General features: G+C 65.4%; 17 protein-coding genes. 9 read left to right on the top strand and 8 right to left on the bottom strand.

The window, feature by feature from the left end:
• Positions 1-81 precede the first annotated feature (81 nt).
• Both RIA72_RS04215 and secA read left to right on the top strand, forming a co-directional pair.
• The gene (locus RIA72_RS04215; RefSeq protein WP_350031121.1) at positions 82-348 is read left to right on the top strand and encodes a hypothetical protein; all 267 of its coding nucleotides are present in this window, start codon (positions 82-84) and stop codon (positions 346-348) included.
• Positions 349-444: 96 nt separating this feature from the next.
• The gene (gene secA / locus RIA72_RS04220; RefSeq protein WP_350031122.1) at positions 445-3180 is read left to right on the top strand and encodes a preprotein translocase subunit SecA; all 2736 of its coding nucleotides are present in this window, start codon (positions 445-447) and stop codon (positions 3178-3180) included.
• A gap of 152 nt (positions 3181-3332) precedes the next feature.
• Here the strand turns inward: secA and RIA72_RS04225 are convergent, their stop codons facing one another.
• Positions 3333-3884: a nucleotide exchange factor GrpE gene (locus RIA72_RS04225; protein WP_350031123.1), complete on the bottom strand. Its 552-nt coding sequence runs from the start codon at positions 3882-3884 to the stop codon at positions 3333-3335.
• Between the two features lie 4 nt (positions 3885-3888).
• Positions 3889-4932 carry a heat-inducible transcriptional repressor HrcA gene (gene hrcA / locus RIA72_RS04230; protein ID WP_350031124.1) on the bottom strand — a complete coding sequence of 348 codons (1044 nt, stop codon included), beginning with the start codon at positions 4930-4932 and terminating at the stop codon, positions 3889-3891.
• A 107-nt stretch (positions 4933-5039) separates the two neighbouring features.
• Between hrcA and rph the strand changes: the two genes are divergently transcribed.
• From rph to RIA72_RS04250, 4 genes are all read left to right on the top strand, one after another.
• The gene (rph, locus tag RIA72_RS04235; protein WP_350031125.1) at positions 5040-5756 is read left to right on the top strand and encodes a ribonuclease PH; all 717 of its coding nucleotides are present in this window, start codon (positions 5040-5042) and stop codon (positions 5754-5756) included.
• A 1-nt stretch (position 5757) separates the two neighbouring features.
• A complete protein-coding gene (rdgB, locus tag RIA72_RS04240) occupies positions 5758-6381 on the top strand; it encodes an RdgB/HAM1 family non-canonical purine NTP pyrophosphatase (RefSeq protein WP_350031126.1) in 624 nt (207 codons plus the stop codon).
• Between the two features lie 131 nt (positions 6382-6512).
• Positions 6513-7658: a radical SAM family heme chaperone HemW gene (hemW, locus tag RIA72_RS04245; protein ID WP_350031127.1), complete on the top strand. Its 1146-nt coding sequence runs from the start codon at positions 6513-6515 to the stop codon at positions 7656-7658.
• A 116-nt stretch (positions 7659-7774) separates the two neighbouring features.
• Positions 7775-8665, top strand: a complete 891-nt coding sequence (locus RIA72_RS04250; protein WP_350031128.1) for a tyrosine-type recombinase/integrase — start codon at positions 7775-7777, stop codon at positions 8663-8665.
• A gap of 168 nt (positions 8666-8833) precedes the next feature.
• On the opposite strand, the gene RIA72_RS04255 is transcribed toward RIA72_RS04250, so the two are convergent.
• The 4 genes from RIA72_RS04255 to rsmI form a co-directional block, all read right to left on the bottom strand.
• Positions 8834-9442 (bottom strand): DedA family protein, encoded by a 609-nt coding sequence (locus RIA72_RS04255; protein ID WP_350031129.1) that lies wholly within the window; start codon positions 9440-9442, stop codon positions 8834-8836.
• 124 nt (positions 9443-9566) lie between these two features.
• The gene (gene gshB / locus RIA72_RS04260; protein WP_350031130.1) at positions 9567-10520 is read right to left on the bottom strand and encodes a glutathione synthase; all 954 of its coding nucleotides are present in this window, start codon (positions 10518-10520) and stop codon (positions 9567-9569) included.
• A gap of 103 nt (positions 10521-10623) precedes the next feature.
• Positions 10624-10974 carry a YraN family protein gene (locus RIA72_RS04265; RefSeq protein ID WP_350031131.1) on the bottom strand — a complete coding sequence of 117 codons (351 nt, stop codon included), beginning with the start codon at positions 10972-10974 and terminating at the stop codon, positions 10624-10626.
• Positions 10971-11831 carry a 16S rRNA (cytidine(1402)-2'-O)-methyltransferase gene (gene rsmI / locus RIA72_RS04270; RefSeq protein WP_350031132.1) on the bottom strand — a complete coding sequence of 287 codons (861 nt, stop codon included), beginning with the start codon at positions 11829-11831 and terminating at the stop codon, positions 10971-10973. Before rsmI ends, RIA72_RS04265 begins: the two co-directional genes overlap by 4 nt.
• 61 nt (positions 11832-11892) lie before the next feature.
• On the opposite strand from rsmI, the gene RIA72_RS04275 reads away from it, so the two are divergent.
• Both RIA72_RS04275 and infC read left to right on the top strand, forming a co-directional pair.
• Positions 11893-13029, top strand: a complete 1137-nt coding sequence (locus RIA72_RS04275) for a penicillin-binding protein activator (protein WP_502957943.1) — start codon at positions 11893-11895, stop codon at positions 13027-13029.
• Between the two features lie 171 nt (positions 13030-13200).
• Positions 13201-13737: a translation initiation factor IF-3 gene (gene infC / locus RIA72_RS04280; protein ID WP_350031134.1), complete on the top strand. Its 537-nt coding sequence runs from the start codon at positions 13201-13203 to the stop codon at positions 13735-13737.
• Positions 13738-13777: 40 nt separating this feature from the next.
• Here infC and RIA72_RS04285 read toward each other — a convergent pair whose 3' ends face one another.
• Positions 13778-14488 carry an NRDE family protein gene (locus tag RIA72_RS04285; protein ID WP_350031135.1) on the bottom strand — a complete coding sequence of 237 codons (711 nt, stop codon included), beginning with the start codon at positions 14486-14488 and terminating at the stop codon, positions 13778-13780.
• Between the two features lie 151 nt (positions 14489-14639).
• On the opposite strand from RIA72_RS04285, the gene RIA72_RS04290 reads away from it, so the two are divergent.
• Positions 14640-15077, top strand: coding sequence for a hypothetical protein (locus RIA72_RS04290; protein ID WP_350031136.1), 438 nt, complete (start codon positions 14640-14642; stop codon positions 15075-15077).
• Between the two features lie 158 nt (positions 15078-15235).
• Here RIA72_RS04290 and RIA72_RS04295 read toward each other — a convergent pair whose 3' ends face one another.
• Entirely contained in the window at positions 15236-16738 is a 1503-nt protein-coding gene (locus RIA72_RS04295; RefSeq protein ID WP_350031137.1) for a S10 family peptidase, read from the bottom strand.
• Positions 16739-16937: the final 199 nt, after the last annotated feature.

Raw genomic sequence — 16937 nt, forward strand, 5'->3', positions numbered from 1 at the left:
CTAGACGTCATCCCGCTTTCACCCTATGTTCAGTGAACGGGGTGCAATGATCGTGCTCCGTTGCGAAACGAGGGGCTATTCTTGCGGCTGTTGCTGACCCTTTTGGCATTGCTGACCGGTCTGGCGAGCGCCGACCGGGCGGTTGCTGCGCCTGCCATGCCGGCGGCGATGGGGTCGCTCGTGATGCTCGCGGAAAGCGCTGCGAAGTCCGAAGCGGGCGACGCGGTGCGCCGCCCCACGGCCAATGCTCCGACACGGCGCAACGCAGCCAATTGCCCCAAGCCGCGCAAAGCGCCGCCGCCGCATCTTCCCGGCCTCCTCACCGGCAGCGACCGCGCGCTCGAATAGCGCCCTGTTTGCCGCGCCCTGAGCCGGGGCGCCTTCTCCCGATATTATCGCGGCGTCGGACGCCGCCAACTTTACTGATATTTCAAGGATAGTTCCATGTTCTCCGGCCTTGCCAAGAGCCTGTTCGGCTCGTCCAACGACCGTTATGTCAATTCGATCCGCAAGATCGTCGACAAGATCAATGCGTTCGAGCCCGCGATGCAGGCGCTCGACGACGCCGGATTGCAGGCGCAGACCGCGAAATTCCGGGAGCGGCTCGCCGCCGGCGAAACGCTCGACGACATCCTGCCCGAAGCCTTTGCGACGGTGCGCGAGGCGGCGGTGCGTACGCTGGGGATGCGCCATTTCGACGTCCAGATGATCGGCGGCATCGTGCTCCATCGCGGCGAGATCGCCGAAATGGCGACGGGTGAGGGCAAGACGTTGATGGCGACGCTGCCCTGCTATCTGAACGCGCTTGAGGGCAAGGGCGTGCATGTCGTGACGGTGAACGATTATCTCGCCCGCCGCGCCGCCGCATGGATGGGCACTGTCTATGGTTTCCTCGGCCTGACCACCGGGATCATCGTCCCCAACCTCAATGAGATGCAGCGCCGCGACGCTTATAACAGCGACATCACCTATGCGACGAACAACGAGCTGGGGTTCGATTACCTCCGCGACAATATGAAATTCGATCGCGCGCAGATGGTCCATCGCCCGTTCAATTTCGGCATCGTCGACGAGGTTGACTCGATCCTGATCGACGAAGCGCGTACGCCGCTGATCATTTCCGGCCCGACCGACGACAAGTCCGAACTCTATATCCGCGTCAACGAGGTCGTGCTCCAGCTGACCGAAGAGGATTATGAGAAGGATGAAAAGTCGAAGGCGATCAGCCTGACCGAAGAAGGCACGGAGCATGTCGAAAGGCTGCTCGAAGCCGCCGGGCTGCTCCAGGGCAGCAACCTTTATGACATCGAGAACACACAGGTCGTCCATCACGTCAATCAGGCGTTGAAGGCGATCCAGATGTTCAAGCTCGACACCGACTATATCGTCAAGGACGGGAAGGTCGTGATCATCGACGAATTCACCGGGCGCATGATGGACGGGCGCCGCTGGTCCGACGGGTTGCACCAGGCGGTCGAGGCCAAGGAAGGCGTACAGATCGAGCCCGAGAACCAGACGCTCGCGTCGATCACCTTCCAGAATTATTTCCGCATGTATCCGAAGCTGTCGGGCATGACCGGCACCGCGGCGACCGAAGCGGCCGAGTTCTTCGACATTTACAAGATGAACGTCGTCACCATCCCGACCAACCGCCCGATCGCGCGGATCGACGAGGAAGACGAGTTCTACAAGAATATCACCGACAAGTTCGGTGCGATCGCGCGCACGATCCGCGAGGCGCAGGAGCGCGGTCAGCCGGTGCTGGTCGGCACCGTGTCGATCGAAAAGTCCGAGCTTTTGTCCTCCTTCCTCGAAAAGGAGGGCGTCGCGCACAGCGTCCTCAACGCGCGTTTCCACGAGAGCGAGGCGCATATCGTCGCGCAGGCGGGGCGCAGCGGTGCGGTGACGATCGCGACTAACATGGCGGGCCGCGGGACCGACATCAAACTCGGCGGCAACGAAGAATTCCGGATCGAGGACGAGCTCAAGGACATGCCCGCCGGGCCCGAGCGCGACGCCGCCGAGGCGCGCATCCGCGAGGAGGTCGCCGCCGAGCGCGAGGCGGTGAAGGCCGCGGGCGGGCTGTTCGTGCTCGCGACCGAGCGCCACGAAAGCCGACGCATCGACAACCAGCTCCGCGGCCGTTCGGGGCGCCAGGGCGACCCCGGCCTGTCGAAATTCTACCTTTGCCTCGACGACGACCTTTTGCGCATCTTTGGCCCCGACACGCTGTTCGCCAAGATGATGAACAAGAATCTGGAGGATGGCGAAGCGATCGGGTCGAAATGGCTGTCGAAGGCGATCGAGACGGCGCAGAAGAAGGTCGAGGCGCGTAACTACGACATCCGCAAGCAGGTTGTCGAATATGACAATGTCATGAACGACCAGCGCAAGGTCATTTATGAACAGCGCGGCGATATCATCGATAGCGAAACGGTCGACGATGTGATGGCTGCGATGCGTGCCGAAAGCGTGAACGCGATCGTCGCCGATGCGTGCCCGCCGGGCAGCTACCCCGAACAATGGGATGTCGAAGGGATGAAGGAGCGCGTACGCAACGTGCTCGACCTCGATCCGCCGATCGACGCATGGATGCAGGAAGATGCTGTCGATCCCGAGGTGTTCGAGGAGCGGCTGCAACAGATGGCCGACGCGACCGCCGCCGAAAAGGCGGCGCTGGTCGATGCCGATACGTGGAAGGGGATTGAAAAGTCGATCCTACTCCAGACGCTCGACCATCATTGGAAAGAGCATCTCTCGACGCTCGACGCGCTCCGCCAGGTCGTGTTCCTGCGCGCCTATGCGCAGAAACAGCCGATCAACGAATATAAGCAGGAAGCCTTTGCGCTGTTCGAGCGGATGCTGTCGAACATCCGCGAGGATGTGACGCGCACCGTCGCGCGGATCGACCTGCGCTTCGAGGAGCCCGAGCCGCTGCCGCTGCCCGAGCTTCCCGATTTCCTGACGACGCACATCGACCCCTTCACGGGCGAGGACAATAGCGCCGACGTCGATGCGGGCTCGCTAGGCGTGATCGCCAACACGCTGCCGCCGATGCAGGTGCCCAAGCACGACATCGCCAAGGGCGAAAATCCCTATGCGGCGCTGGAGATCAGCCGCAACGCGCCATGCCCTTGCGGGTCGGGGCGCAAATACAAGCACTGCCACGGGGCGATCTGATCCCCCGGCTCTGCCCCCGCTTTCCGGGGGCAGAGAGTGCCCGCAATATCCCTCGAAACCCAGGTGCGGCGGATGTCGGCGTGCGCCAGGACGTCAGCCCGCGGCCGCCGAACCCCGCACCCGGCTTCGCCTGGGAAGGGGAAAGGGCGTGATCAATCCGCCTTCTTGGCGACCCCCACCATCGCGGGGCGCAGCAGGCGGTCTTTCATCATGTAACCCGCCTGCATTTCCTGCACGATCGTGCCGGGCTCCTTGTCGCTGGGGATTTCGAGCATCGCCTGGTGCTGGTTGGGGTCAAGCGGCAGGCCGATCGCGGCGATGCGTGTGATGCCGTGGCGTTCGAAGACCGCCATCAACTCGCGCTCGGTCGCCTCCAGCCCCGTCACCAGCGGCTTGATCGCCTCGTTGGCGCGCTGCTCGTCGCTGAGCGCGGCCAGAGCACGACCCAGATTGTCGGCGACCGACAAAATGTCGCGCGCGAACTTGGTCGCGGCATAGGCGTGCGCGTCGGCGATTTCCTTGTCCTTGCGGCGCGTGACATTCTGCGTCTCGGCGCGCGCATAGAGCAGGTCCTGCTGCAGCGCGGCGATCTGCTCGGCGGCGGCCGTCGCTTCGTCCTGCGGTTCGGCCGCAACGGCTTCTGCGGTTTCGGTGTCTTCGGTCGCGCCGTCGTCGACGGGCGTTTCATTTTCTTGTGTCGTCATAAACCTATCGTATCAGTTTGGAGAGCGATTGTGCGGTGAAATCCACCATGGGAACGATGCGCGCATAGTTCAAGCGCGTCGGGCCGATAACCCCGACAACGCCGACCACGCGCCCGTCGCTGCCGCGATAGGGCGCGGCGATAACCGACGAGCCCGACAGCGAAAAGAGCTTGTTTTCGGACCCGATGAAGATGCGGGTCGCGCTGCCTTCGCGCGCGCTGTCGAGCAATTGCGCAATGTCCTGCTTGGTTTCGAGCTCGTCGAGCAATTGCCGCACGCGGTCGAGGTCGCCGACCGCGCTGTCGTCGAGCAGATTGGCCTGTCCGCGCACGATCAGCACCGGGCGGTCGGCACCGTCCGACGACCAGACCGCGAGGCCGCGCGACACGAGGTCCTGCGCCGCGCGGTCGATCGCGATACGCTCGGCCTCGATCTCGCGGCGTACGCGCGCCATCGCCTCGTCGAGCGTGAGGCCGGAAAGCGTCGCGCTGATATAATTGCCCGCTTCGACCAGCGCCGAGGGATTGAGTCCCGGCGGCATGTCGATCACGCGATTCTCGACCGCGCCGTCGCCCGCGACGAGCACCACCAGCGCCTGACGTTCGGACAGCGGGACAAAGGCGACCTGTTTCAGCACCCGCTCATGCTTCGGAACGAGGACCAGGCCGGCGCAGGCCGACAGGCCGGATAACGCCGCGGTCGCCTGCGCCAGCGCGCTTTCGATCGGGCCGCCTTCGGACAGGCTCGCCTCGATCTGCGCGCGGTCCTCCGCGCTGGGTTCGGCGACCTGCATCATCCCATCGACGAACAGGCGCAGCCCCTGTTCGGTCGGCAACCGCCCCGCGCTGGTGTGCGGACTCGCGAGCAGGCCATATTCCTCCAGATCCTGCATCACGTTTCGGATCGACGCGGGCGACAGGTTGAGCGCCGCGAGCTTCGACAGCGTGCGCGACCCGACCGGCTGGCCCGTCTCCAGATAGGCGTCGACGACCAGCCGGAACACGTCGCGCGCGCGCGTGGTGAGTTCGGTGATCGGCGGGGTCGTCATAGGCATGGATTTAGGGAGCGGGCGCAGCGAGGGCAAGCTATGCTCTGGCCAAGTTCGACATGGGCCGCTAAGCGCCCCGGCACAGCTTCACACGAGGAGAATGACACATGCGCCCCTCCGGCCGCGCGGCAGACCAGATGCGCCCCATCGCCATCGAGACCGACTTCACCATCCACGCCGAGGGCAGCGTGCTCGTGAGCTTCGGCAACACCAAGGTGCTCGTGACCGCAAGTGTCGATGAAAAGGTGCCCTCGTGGATGCGTGGCAAAGGGGCGGGTTGGGTCACGGCCGAATATGGGATGCTGCCCCGAGCGACGCACACGCGCGGCAGCCGCGAGGCGGCGAAGGGTAAGCAATCGGGCCGCACGCAGGAAATCCAGCGGCTGATCGGCCGGTCCTTGCGCGCTGTCGTCGATATGAAGAAGCTCGGCGAGCGTCAGATCATCGTCGATTGCGATGTGATCCAGGCCGACGGTGGCACGCGTACGGCGTCGATTTCGGGGGCATGGGTCGCAATGCGGCTTGCGGTCGACAAGCTGCTCGCCGCAAAAACGATCGCCGAGGACCCGATCGAGGACAAGGTCGGCGCGATCTCCTGCGGTATCTATCAGGGCACGCCCGTGCTCGACCTCGATTATGACGAGGATTCGGTGGCCGAGGCCGACGGCAATTTCGTGCTGACGGGCAACGGCCGGATCGTCGAGGTACAGGCAAGCGCCGAGGGCGCGACCTATGACGAGGAAGGCCTGCTGCGCCTGCTGCGCCTCGCGCGCATTGGCTGCGGAGATATTTTTGCCGCGCAGGACAAGGCGGTGGGGCGCTGAAATGACGCGCAAACTTGCTCCCGGCAAGCTCGTCATCGCTAGCCACAACGCAGGCAAGGTGCGCGAGATCCGCGCGCTGCTCGAACCTTATGGGATCGAACCGATCTCGGCGGGCGATCTCGGCCTGCCCGAGCCGGAGGAAACCGGGGCGACCTTCCGCGAGAACGCGCTCTTGAAGGCGCATGCGAGCGCATTGGCTTCGGGCTTGCCGGCGCTGGCCGACGACAGCGGGCTGGAGGTCGCGGCGCTGGCCGGCCGGCCGGGGGTGTACACCGCCGATTGGGCCGAGCGGCAGTGGTTCGAGGGCAAGCCGGGGCGCGATTGGTACCTCGCGATGGGCAAGGTCGAGGGATTGCTCGCCGAGCAGGGACCCGGGGTCGACCGTAGCGCGCGCTTCGTCTGCACGCTGGCGCTCGCCTGGCCCGATGGCCACGCCGACGTCTTCGAGGGCCGCGCCGAGGGCAGTCTGACCTGGCCGCCGCGCGGCAAGCTGGGTTTCGGTTATGACCCGGTGTTCGTGCCGACGGGCAGCGCGCTGACCTTTGCCGAAATCGATCCCGCCGAAAAGCACGCGATCAGCCACCGCGCCGATGCGTTCGCGAAGCTGGTGGCGCGGGTGTTTTAAAAATGTCCGTCGCCCCCGCGAAGGCGGGGGCCGTTGTCGGTTTACGCAGCAGCGACGAGAAGTCCGCCGGCGGGCCCCGCCTTCGCGGGGGCGACGTGTCATCTTATCGAATTGAGCCTATATCACCCCGCATGGCCGAACCGCTCGCCCTTTACGTCCACTGGCCTTTTTGCGTCAGCAAATGCCCCTATTGCGATTTCAACAGCCATGTGCGCGAGCATGTCGATCAGGGGGTCTGGCGCGCGGCGTTGCTGGCGGATTTGCGGCATGAGGCCATGCTGCTGCCCGGACGAACCGTGTCGTCGATCTTTTTCGGCGGCGGAACGCCGAGCCTGATGCCGCCCGCGACCGTCGCGGCGGTGATCGCCGAGGCGGCGGCGCTGTGGGGGCTCGCGGACGATTGCGAAATCACGCTCGAGGCGAACCCCAATTCGTTCGAAGTGGCCGCTTTTGCCGATCTCGCCGCTGCCGGGGTCAATCGCGTGTCGGTCGGCGTTCAGAGCTTCGACCCGCAAATACTTGAATTTCTGGGCCGCGCGCATAGCGGCGACGAAGCGCGGCGCGCGATCGCGGCGGCGCAATCCCATTTTGACCGCACGAGTTTCGACCTGATCTACGCGCGGCCGGGACAGGTGCTGGCCGATTGGGAAAAGGAACTGGCGGACGCGCTGGCGTTCGGGACGGGGCATCTGTCGCTCTATCAACTGACGATCGAACCGGGGACGCGCTTCGCCACGCTTGCGGCGAAGGGCGAGCTTGTCATTCCCGACGGTGACGCCGCCGCCGATCTGTTCGACGCGACACAGGCGATGACGCGCGGCGCGGGCCTGCCGCGCTATGAGGTATCGAACCATGCGCGGCCGGGCGAAGAGAGCCGCCATAACCTCACCTATTGGCGCTATGGCGACTATGCAGGGATCGGGCCGGGCGCGCACGGGCGGCGGCTCGCCCAGGCGACCGAGCGGCACAAGAAGCCCGAGAATTTTATCGCGGCGGTTGGGCGCAACGGCCACGGGATCAAGGGGGAGAGCGACCTGCCCGCGCATGAACGCGCGACCGAGGCGATGCTGATGGGGCTGCGGCTGACCGAAGGGATCGACCTTTGCCGTGTCGAGGCGCGGAGCGGGCTGGGACGCGACGCTTTTGTCGATGCGGGCGCGGTGGCGCGGCTTGAACGCCAGGGGCTGATGCGCGCGGAGGGTGACCGGCTGGCAGTGACCGATGATGGCATATTGCTGCTCGACTCGATCCTTTCCGAAGTGGTGAAAACCCACTAACCCATATCAAACCCGTTCGCATCGAGCGAAGTCGAGATATCCATCGGTATCGCGTTTGCCGACGGGGTGTCTCGACTTCGCTCGACACAGACGGAAGCAGAGGGACGGGGTTTGGAATGAGTGAGGACCTTATCCGCGACTGGGATGCCCATCTGGCGCATGAGCGGCGCCGGTCGGAGCATACGCGCCGCGCCTATATCGCGATCGCCCATCGTTTCACCAAATTTCTGTCGCGCCATCGCGGCAGCGGTGTCGATGGGGCGATGCTGAAGGCGCTGACCCCCAACGATCTGCGCGCCTATCTCGCCGAGCGCCGTGCCGAGGGGCTCGGCAATGCGTCGGCGGCCCGCGAGCTGTCGGCGCTCCGCACCTTCCTTCGCTTCATCGGCGGGTCGAGCGCGAGCGTACCGCAGATGCGCGGGCCGCGGGTCAAAAAGGGGCTGCCGCGGCCAGTGGCGCCCGCCGAGGCGCTGGAGCTGGCAGAGGAGGTCGCGGACAATGCGCGCGAGGGCTGGGTCGGCGCGCGCGATTTCGCGCTGCTGCTGCTGCTCTATGGCGCGGGCCTGCGCATTGGCGAGGCGCTGTCGCTGACCGGTGCGGCGCTGCCGCTCGGCGATACGCTGCGTGTTACCGGAAAAAGGGCGAAGACGCGGATCGTGCCGGTCCTGCCCGCGGTTGCGGCGGCGGTGGCGCGCTATGTCGCGGCTTGCCCCTATCCGATCACCAAGAACGCGCCTCTGTTTCTTGGCGCGCGTGGGGGCGCGCTCCAGCCCGGCGTGGTGCGCGCGAGCGTGCGCGCGGCTCGTCGTGCGCTCGGGCTGCCCGAACGCACGACGCCACACGCGCTGCGCCACAGTTTCGCGACGCACCTGCTGGCGGGGGGTGCCGACCTGCGGAGCCTGCAGGAATTGCTCGGCCATGCAAGCCTTGCCTCGACGCAGGTTTATACTGCGGTCGATGCCGCGCATTTGCTGGACATTTATCGAAGCGCGCATCCGCGGGCGTGACGTCGGTTTCGGGGTGGGAAGCGGACATTGCTTCAGAGCGTCGCCCCCGCGAAGGCGGGGGCCGCAATCGGCCTTTTCCTGCGTCGCTGCGTAAACCGACAGCGGCCCCCGCCTTCGCGGGGGCGACGGCTAATTCCGGTCGCTTTCAAACCTTTCGGGCCGCCGCCGTCAGTCGCTGCGCGGCTTCGGCTTCCACGTCACGACGCGGTAGATGTAAAGCGCGATCAGCGAGCCGATTGCGAGCAAGGCGAGCGGGCCGATGAAGCGGTCGACTTCGGCGAACTGCTTGCCGAACCATGAACCGGCGCCCGCGAGCGCGGCGATCCATATCGTCGAGCCGGCGGCGGTCCAGATCAGGAATTTCAGCTGGTTCATGCGCACCATTCCCGCGGGCAGCGACACCATCGTGCGCGCGATCGGCAGGAAGCGGCAGACGAAGACGATGCCCGATCCGTAACGGATGAACCAGTCGTGGAGCTTTTCGACCTCGTCCCAGTCGAGTGTCAGCCAGCGGCCGTAGCGGTCGATCAATGGCTTTAGCCGTTCGTAACCGACCCAGCGCCCGATCGCATACCAGACATAATTGCCGAGCGTCGTGCCCGCGACTGCGACCGCAACGAGCGTCCAATAATCGAAGCGCCCCTGTCCGACCATCACGCCGCCGAGGCCCATGATCACCTCCGACGGGATCGGCGGGAAGACATTTTCGAGGAACATCAGGACGGCGATGCCGAAATAGCCCCATGATTGGACGAGATCGAGAATGAAGTCGGTCATGGGTTTTCCCGCGATTGGCTTTCCAGAGGGACGTGTTGCGAGCAGAGCGAAGCAATCGAGCGCGGGCTTGTGCCGCGCCGGATTGCCGCGGGCCTACGGCCCTCGCAATGACGAAGCAAGTTGTTCACGCATCGATTCGGCGCGCGATCGCGTCCCAGATCATCCCCGCAGTGTCGCTGTTGTTGAACCGATCGATCGCGACAATGCCGGTGGGAGACGTGACGTTGATTTCGGTCAGCCATTCGCCGCCGATCACATCGATGCCGACAAAGATCAGCCCGCGTTCTTTAAGCGCGGGGCCAAGCGCGGCGCAGATTTCCTGTTCGCGGGCCGTGAGCTCGGCGGCCTCGGCGTAGCCGCCGACCGCGAGGTTCGATCGGAACTCGCCTTCGCCGGGCTTGCGATTGATCGCGCCCGCAACCTCGCCATCGACGAGCACGATGCGCTTGTCGCCCTTCGAGACGCTCGGCAGGAACTGCTGGACCATGAAGGGTTCGGGCCACACCTGGCCGAACAACTCGACCAGCGCGCCGAGGTTGCCGCCGTCGGCGTCGATCCTGAACACCGCCTTGCCGCCATTGCCGTGGAGCGGCTTGATGACGACGGCGCCGTACCGCGCCTGAAAATCCTTCACAGCGTCCAGGTCGCGCGTCACCATCGTCGGCGGCATGAACTCGGCGAAATCGAGGACGAAGACCTTTTCGGGCGCGTTGCGGACCGACACGGGGTCGTTGACCACCAGCGTCTGCCCCGCGAGGCGTTCGAGCAGCCAGGTGCCGGTCAGATAACCGAGGTCGAAGGGTGGGTCCTGCCGCATCAGCACGACGTCGACGTCGCGGCCGAGGTCGAGCGTCACATCGTCGCCGAACCTGTAATGCGCGCCCGCCTCGCGCTGTGCCTCGACGATGCGGTGCGCTTTCGTGGTCAGCCGCCCGGCTTCCCACGTCAGGCCGCGGACATCGTAATGATAAAGCTCATAGCCGCGTTCGAGCGCCTTCAGGATCAGATGGAAGCTGCTGTCGCCGGCGATGTTGATCGTATCCATCGGGTCCATTTGTATCGCGGCGCGCAGGGTCATTTTTTTCTCCTCTCAGCGCGCGTCATCAAGCCGCGCGCCTAACCTGATTCATCATCCCGGCCTTCGCCGGGATGATGGAATGGGGCGTTGTTGCGGCAACCCGTCACGGCTGCCAGACGTGGACCAGATGGCGCGGCAGGCGGCGCGGCGCAAGGAGCATCACGTCGATCCGTATGGCGTCGCGCGGCCGGGCGAAGCGCGAACTGAGCATTTCGGCGGCCGCGGCGACGCGGCGCAGCCGATATTCGTCGATCGCAAGGTCGAGGTCGGCTGGACGTTCGCGCCATTTGACCTCGATGAAGGCGACGGTGCGCCCCCGCCGCGCCACAAGATCGACCTCGCCGACGGGGACGCGCAGCCGCTGGCCCAAAATGCGCCAGCCGTGGAGGCGGAGCCACCAGGCGGCGCGGCGTTCGGCGTCGCGTCCGCGCGCTTCGGCGGCGGCGCGGTTCAAAGCTGCTCTTTCAGCGCGAGCGCGCGGGCATAGACGTCATGGCGGTCGCGGCCGAAGCGTTTGGCGACCGCCTTGGCTGCCTGTGCAACCGGCCGGTCGGCCATTGCGGCGCGCAGCGCGGCGTCGAGCGTGGCGTCGTCGGCCGGTTCGGCCGCAGCTTCGCCGGGCGGGCCGACGACGATGACGATTTCCCCCTTCGGCGGTGCGTCGGCGTAGCGCGCGGCAAGCCCGGTCAGCGTGCCGGTGACGCATTCCTCGTAAAGCTTGCTGATCTCGCGCGCGACGGCGGCTTCACGGTCGCCCAATCCACTGGCGAGCGCATCGAGCGTCGCGGCGAGGCGCGGGCCGCTTTCGTAGAATATGAGCGTCGCACGCAGCGCGGAAAATTCGGCGATCGCGTCGGCGCGGGCTTTCGCCCTGTTGGGCAGGAAACCCGCAAAGAGAAAGCGATCGCTCGGCAATCCCGAGAGGGTGATTGCGGCAATTGCGGCGCACGGGCCGGGCAGGGTGGTAACATGGCGTCCCGCCGCTCGCGCATCGCGCACCAGCTTGTATCCGGGGTCCGAAATCAGCGGCGTCCCCGCATCCGACACCAAAACGACAACCTCATCCTCCATACGCGCAACCAGCGCGGCGCGCGTGCGTTCGTCGCTGTGGTCATGATAGGGGGTCATCGGTACACGCAGACCAAGGCGCGACAGCAATTTTGCGGTCACGCGCGTATCCTCCGCCGCGATCAGGTCGGCGGCGGCGAGCGTTTCTGCCGCACGCGCGCCGATGTCGCCAAGGTTGCCGATGGGTGTCGCGACGATATAGAGACCGGGCAAGGGAGAATTTGAGATGGTCGAATCTGGCATGACGCCGAAAATGGCAGAAACTGCTGCCGAGCGCCAAGCGAATGCGTCGCCGCGCCGCCAGATGCTGCGCGGGCTGGGCGTCATCGCGATGGCGGGGTTTCTCGCGGCGTGCCAGGTGGTGCCGAAAACCGGCGGTCCGGCGACCCCGCCGCCGCCCGAGACGCCGACCGACAATGTCGGCCCTGGCCTTCCCACCGACACCGACCGCCACCGCGTCGCGCTGCTCGTCCCGCAAACGGGTCCGAACGCCGACGTCGGCACCGCGATCGCCAATGCGACGACGCTCGCGCTGCTCGATTCGCGCACCGAGCGTGTGCGCATTACCACCTATGATACTGCGCTCGGAGCGGCGGCGGCGGCGCGGCAGGCGGTCGCCGACGGCAACAAGCTGATCCTGGGGCCACTGCTCAGTGAAGATGTGTCGGCCGTGGCGCCAATCGCGCGCGGCGCCAAAATTCCCGTGCTGAGTTTTTCGAACGACACGAGCGTGGCCGGCAACGGTGTGTTCATCATGGGGTTCGTTCCCGGCCAGTCGGTCGAACGCGTCGTCGCCTTCTCGCGCGCCAAAGGGCATCAGCGGTTCGGCGCGCTGGTGCCGAAAAATGTTTATGGCGACCGGTCGGCGGCGGCGTTCCGCGCCGCGGTGGCCGAGGCAGGCGGCACGCTCGTTGCTGTCGAAAGCTATGACCGCAGCGCGACTGCGCTGTCGGGCGCGGCGCGGCGGCTCGCCAATGCGGGCGCAATGGATGCGGTGCTGATCGCCGACAGCGGCGGCAATGCGATCCGCGCGGTGCCGGTGATCAAGGGCGCGGGCGAGCGCCAGATCCTGGGTACCGAACTTTGGAATACCGATGCCGCGCTTGCGGGCAACGCGGCGATGCGGGGCGCGTGGTTCGCCAGCGTGTCGGACGGGCTGTATGGCCAACTCGCGACCAAATATCGGACGCGTTTCGGCCGCGCGCCGTACCGGCTGGCGAGCCTCGGTTATGATTCGGTGCTGCTCACCGTACGGATCGCGCGCGACTGGAAACCCGGCAGCAATTTTCCGGTGAACCGGCTGCTCGCCGCCGACGGCTTTGGCGGCATCGACGGCATTTTCCGGTTCAGCAACCGCGGCATCGCCGAGCGCGCGCTGGAGGTCAGCGAAATCGGCGCCGGTGGCTTTCGCGTGATCGATCCCGCGCCGACCAAATGGTGAGTGCGCGCTGGTAGTGTCCGCGCGGCCACAGTCGGGCGAAAAGCAGCGCCCGATCGCCGCCGCCACCTTTACGGCGGCGCAGTGATCACTATATGAACAGCGAGCGCGCCGCGCGTCGATGCCGCGCGCCCATATCGAAACGACCAAGGAGATACAGCTATACGCCCGCCCATGACCCGTCGCCCGATGGCGCCGCTGCCGCCCAAGAACGGCCCGCGATACAATGAATTCATTGCCTCCCCCAAAGTCCGCGTGATCGACGAGGAAGGCGAAAATCTGGGCGTAATGCTGACGGCCGAAGCGATCGAACAGGCGGCCGAGGTCGGGCTCGACCTTGTCGAAGTATCCCCCAATGCCGATCCGCCGGTTTGCAAGTTCCTCGACGTCGGCAAGTTCAAGTACGAGGCGCAGAAGAAGGCCAATCTGGCGCGCAAGAGCCAGAAGACGCAGGAGATCAAAGAGATCAAGATGCGTCCGAACATCGACGACCATGATTTCGACGTGAAGATGAAAAAGGTCTTCGACTTCCTGGAGGAAGGCGACAAGGTCAAGATGACAATGCGCTTCCGCGGCCGCGAGATGAGCCACACACAGCTCGGCCTCAACGTGCTTCAGCGCGTCGCCGAACTCACCGCCGAGGTCGCGAAAGTCGAGGCGCACCCGCGCACCGAGGGGCGCCAGATGCTGATGGTGCTGGCACCCAAATAAGACATTCGATCCTCCCTGTGGCTACGCGACAGGGAGGAATTTAAGGTTCGATGTGAAAATCGAGGGAGGTCGTTCCAGCGGAACGGCCGCCCGCTTCGTATCGGCGCTCGGTCATCCGGACGCGGCCGTCGGCGGCGATGGCAACGAGCGTGGCGGCGCGCGTGCCATAGAGGGCGCCGCGCAGGAATAGCGCGGGATCGTCCTCCGCCATCAGCGTGTCGAGCAGGTTCGAGGGGTCGGTGCCCGCCGCGACCGCTGTTTCGAGGGCGAGGCGCAGCCGCTCGGCCCGCAGGCACGGGGCGTCGATCGCTTCGTTGGCGAGCGCATGGACACCGGGTTCGAGCGGAATGATCGATGCGACCGGGCGGTTGGTGAGCAGCCGCGCGGCGCCGCGATCGACCGCGAACAGGTTGAAGGCGTTGAAACGATCGAGTTCGTCCGCGGCCGGATCGGCGAAGCGTCCGCTCCCGCGCAGCAGGTCGGTGACGAGCGCCCCGCGCGAAGCCTTCGCAGGATCGGGAAGCGCGCCGCGGACGTTGGTGACGACCACGCTGCGGCCGCTGGGGGCGTGGACGCCGAGCCATGTCCCGCCCGCTCGCAGATCGCGTCCCGCGACGATGCCGCTATCGTCATCCCATTCGGCAAGCGGTGCCGCGGCGCGGGCGTGAAATTCGTCGCGATTGCCGACGAGGATGAGCGGCCAGTCGGGATGGACGCGGTGAGCTAAAGCAACGACGCACATGGCGCGCATATCGCGGCTGGCGCCGGACTTGCCAAGCCATCAACAGGCCGCGAGCCATTTTTGGGCCGCAGCATTGCTGTATTGCGAGACTATATCACCATATTGCTGGCGTCGGAGAAATCTGCTAATTTCGCCCGATCTTTCTGGAGGGGGAGATGATATGACCGAAGCTGTAAAAACGCCCTGGCACCTGTGGTTGGTAGGGAGCCTCGCGGTGCTGGTGAATGCCTTTCCGGCAGTTGATTTCACGCTCACCCACATGGAAAATGAATTCTGGTTGTCGCCGCTGACCGACGACCAGCGCGCATTCATCCTGGGCGCACCTTTGTGGGCGGATCTATGCTGGGCGATTGGTGGATTCGGCGCTTTTGTCGGCTCGGTGTTGCTGCTCTTCCGCTCGCGCCACGCGGTGACCGCTTATATCGTGTCGGTCGTCGGCCTCGCGGGGTCGACGCTCTATCAGCACGTCCTGAACGGTGAGACGACGCGTGCGTTGTTCCAGAATGTCGCAATTTCCGTGACTGCGGCGATATGGGTCATCATGCTCGCCCTCCTCTTCTACGCGCGGGCGATGAAGGCGAAGGGCGTGCTGCGGTAGAAGTGTCTGCGTTGGGGTAGATTCCCGACCGTCCCTTATTCGTCATCCCGGCGAAGGCCGGGATCTCGCCCGTGCGCAAAACCGATGGGGTGAGATCCCGGCCTTCGCCGGGATGAGGGTGGAAATAAGGTCCGCTAACGGCCGCCGACCGATGTTCCTTACCGCGCCCGGATGAACGCGCGCACATCCTCCGACAACTTACGCCGGTCCTCGTCGCGGATGTACATCATGTGGCCCGCGCCATAATAGGTCCAGGTGATGCGATCCTGCGGGATGCCGGTACGCGACAGCGCATATTCGGCGGCGAAAAAGGGCGTTGCAAAATCATAATAGCCCTGCGCGACGAGCACGCGCAGTCCGCTGTTCTCGCGCATCGCCTGCCCGATCCAGGGCGCGACGTTCAGATAGGCGTTAGTGTCACGGCCGCCGATGCGCCAGTCCCACTGGCCGCCGATCCCGCCGATCGACTGATACTCGCGGTCCGTCTTGAACCCCAGCCCGTCGCGGCTCCAGCTGTTGATCGCGGCGGTATAGCTGGCGTCGATGCCATAAAAGCTCGGGTCGTTGTCGGGGCTTTCGCCGGCGCTGTCATAGTCACGGCCGGTATAGCGGCTGTCGAGCCGCCCGACGGTGAGGCCGCGGTCGCGCAGCAGTTCCTTGTAGAAACGCGCCGGCGTGACGCGCAGGTCGGCCTGTTCGAGATAGGTTTCGGAAAGACCGGTAAAGCGCGCGAGCTCGCGGCGGATCTGCGCGCGCTCCTCGCCTTGCAGCTTCTGGCCCTTCAGGAGCGCGGTCGCATAGGGGCCGATCGCCCATTGCCGCGCTTCCTCGGCAAAGGCTTCGACCGACGCTGCGCTCGCCTTGCCATGATAAAGCGCCGTCACCGCCATCGAGGGCAGGTTGGTGATCGGCGACAGTTCGTTGCCCGCCGTGTCGGCACCCGCGGCGAAATCGAGCACGGTCGAGATCAGGATCAGCCCGTTGAACGCGACGTCATTATAGGTCGCATTCATCAGCTGGTGCGCGACCGCGGCGGTGCGCGTCGTGCCATAGCTTTCGCCGCCGAGATATTTGGGGCTGTTCCAGCGGCCATTGTCGGCGAGCCAGCGACGGATGACTTCGGCGACCAGCTTGGCGTCCTGCGTGACGCCGTAGTAGTCCTTTGGGTCGGCCTTGCCGATCAGGTGCGAAAAGCCCGTGCCCGGCGGATCGATGAACACGACATCGGTGACGTCCATCAGCGCATCGGGATTGTCGACGATGGGCCAGGGCGGCGCGCCGTCGTCGACGCCGGTGCCGGGAATCGCAACGCGCTTCGGCCCAAAGGCCCCCATCATCAGCCAGACGGTCCCTGATCCGGGGCCGCCGTTGAACAGGAAGGTCACGGGGCGGCCGGGGTCGCGCGGCTCCTTGACGTAAGAGGTGGTGACGACCGCGACCTCAGGCACGCCGTCCTTGTTCCTGATGATCGTTTCGCCGATCGTCGCGGCGTAATTGATGCGCTGGCCGCCGAAAGTGCCGCTGAGCTTGGTGGTGCGGATTTGCGGTTCGTAGTCGGCGGGCTTTTCGGCCTTTGCCTTGTCGTTCTTGTCCTCGGCATGGACGACGGCAGGAACCGCGACGGCAAGCGCCAGCGCGATCAGCGACAGACCCGATTTCATAAACTTGTCTCCCCGTTTTGAAGCGCGGACGCTAATGGGCGCGCGGGGAGGGGGCAAGGGTGCTGGTCGGTTGCGATGGGGTTTTGGTCGAAGGGGGTGCGTCTAAAGCGAGATCGGGTTAAACCGACGCGCCGCCCTCCTTATCGCGTCATCCCGGCGAAGGCCGGGATCTCGCCGGTGCAGCAGATCCGATAGGGTG

Source organism: Sphingopyxis sp. (assembly GCF_040216815.1).
Classification (GTDB): domain Bacteria; phylum Pseudomonadota; class Alphaproteobacteria; order Sphingomonadales; family Sphingomonadaceae; genus Sphingopyxis.

Coding starts and splice junctions, on each gene's coding strand:
- secA (WP_350031122.1), top strand. CDS start 445: ATGTTCTCCGGCCTTGCCAAGAGCCTGTTCGGCTCGTCCAACGACCGT.
- RIA72_RS04225 (WP_350031123.1), bottom strand. CDS start 3,884: ATGACGACACAAGAAAATGAAACGCCCGTCGACGACGGCGCGACCGAA.
- hrcA (WP_350031124.1), bottom strand. CDS start 4,932: ATGACGACCCCGCCGATCACCGAACTCACCACGCGCGCGCGCGACGTG.
- rph (WP_350031125.1), top strand. CDS start 5,040: ATGCGCCCCTCCGGCCGCGCGGCAGACCAGATGCGCCCCATCGCCATC.
- rdgB (WP_350031126.1), top strand. CDS start 5,758: ATGACGCGCAAACTTGCTCCCGGCAAGCTCGTCATCGCTAGCCACAAC.
- hemW (WP_350031127.1), top strand. CDS start 6,513: ATGGCCGAACCGCTCGCCCTTTACGTCCACTGGCCTTTTTGCGTCAGC.
- RIA72_RS04250 (WP_350031128.1), top strand. CDS start 7,775: ATGAGTGAGGACCTTATCCGCGACTGGGATGCCCATCTGGCGCATGAG.
- RIA72_RS04255 (WP_350031129.1), bottom strand. CDS start 9,442: ATGACCGACTTCATTCTCGATCTCGTCCAATCATGGGGCTATTTCGGC.
- gshB (WP_350031130.1), bottom strand. CDS start 10,520: ATGACCCTGCGCGCCGCGATACAAATGGACCCGATGGATACGATCAAC.
- rsmI (WP_350031132.1), bottom strand. CDS start 11,831: ATGCCAGATTCGACCATCTCAAATTCTCCCTTGCCCGGTCTCTATATC.
- RIA72_RS04275 (WP_502957943.1), top strand. CDS start 11,893: ATGCTGCGCGGGCTGGGCGTCATCGCGATGGCGGGGTTTCTCGCGGCG.
- infC (WP_350031134.1), top strand. CDS start 13,201: ATGACCCGTCGCCCGATGGCGCCGCTGCCGCCCAAGAACGGCCCGCGA.
- RIA72_RS04285 (WP_350031135.1), bottom strand. CDS start 14,488: ATGCGCGCCATGTGCGTCGTTGCTTTAGCTCACCGCGTCCATCCCGAC.
- RIA72_RS04290 (WP_350031136.1), top strand. CDS start 14,640: ATGACCGAAGCTGTAAAAACGCCCTGGCACCTGTGGTTGGTAGGGAGC.
- RIA72_RS04295 (WP_350031137.1), bottom strand. CDS start 16,738: ATGAAATCGGGTCTGTCGCTGATCGCGCTGGCGCTTGCCGTCGCGGTT.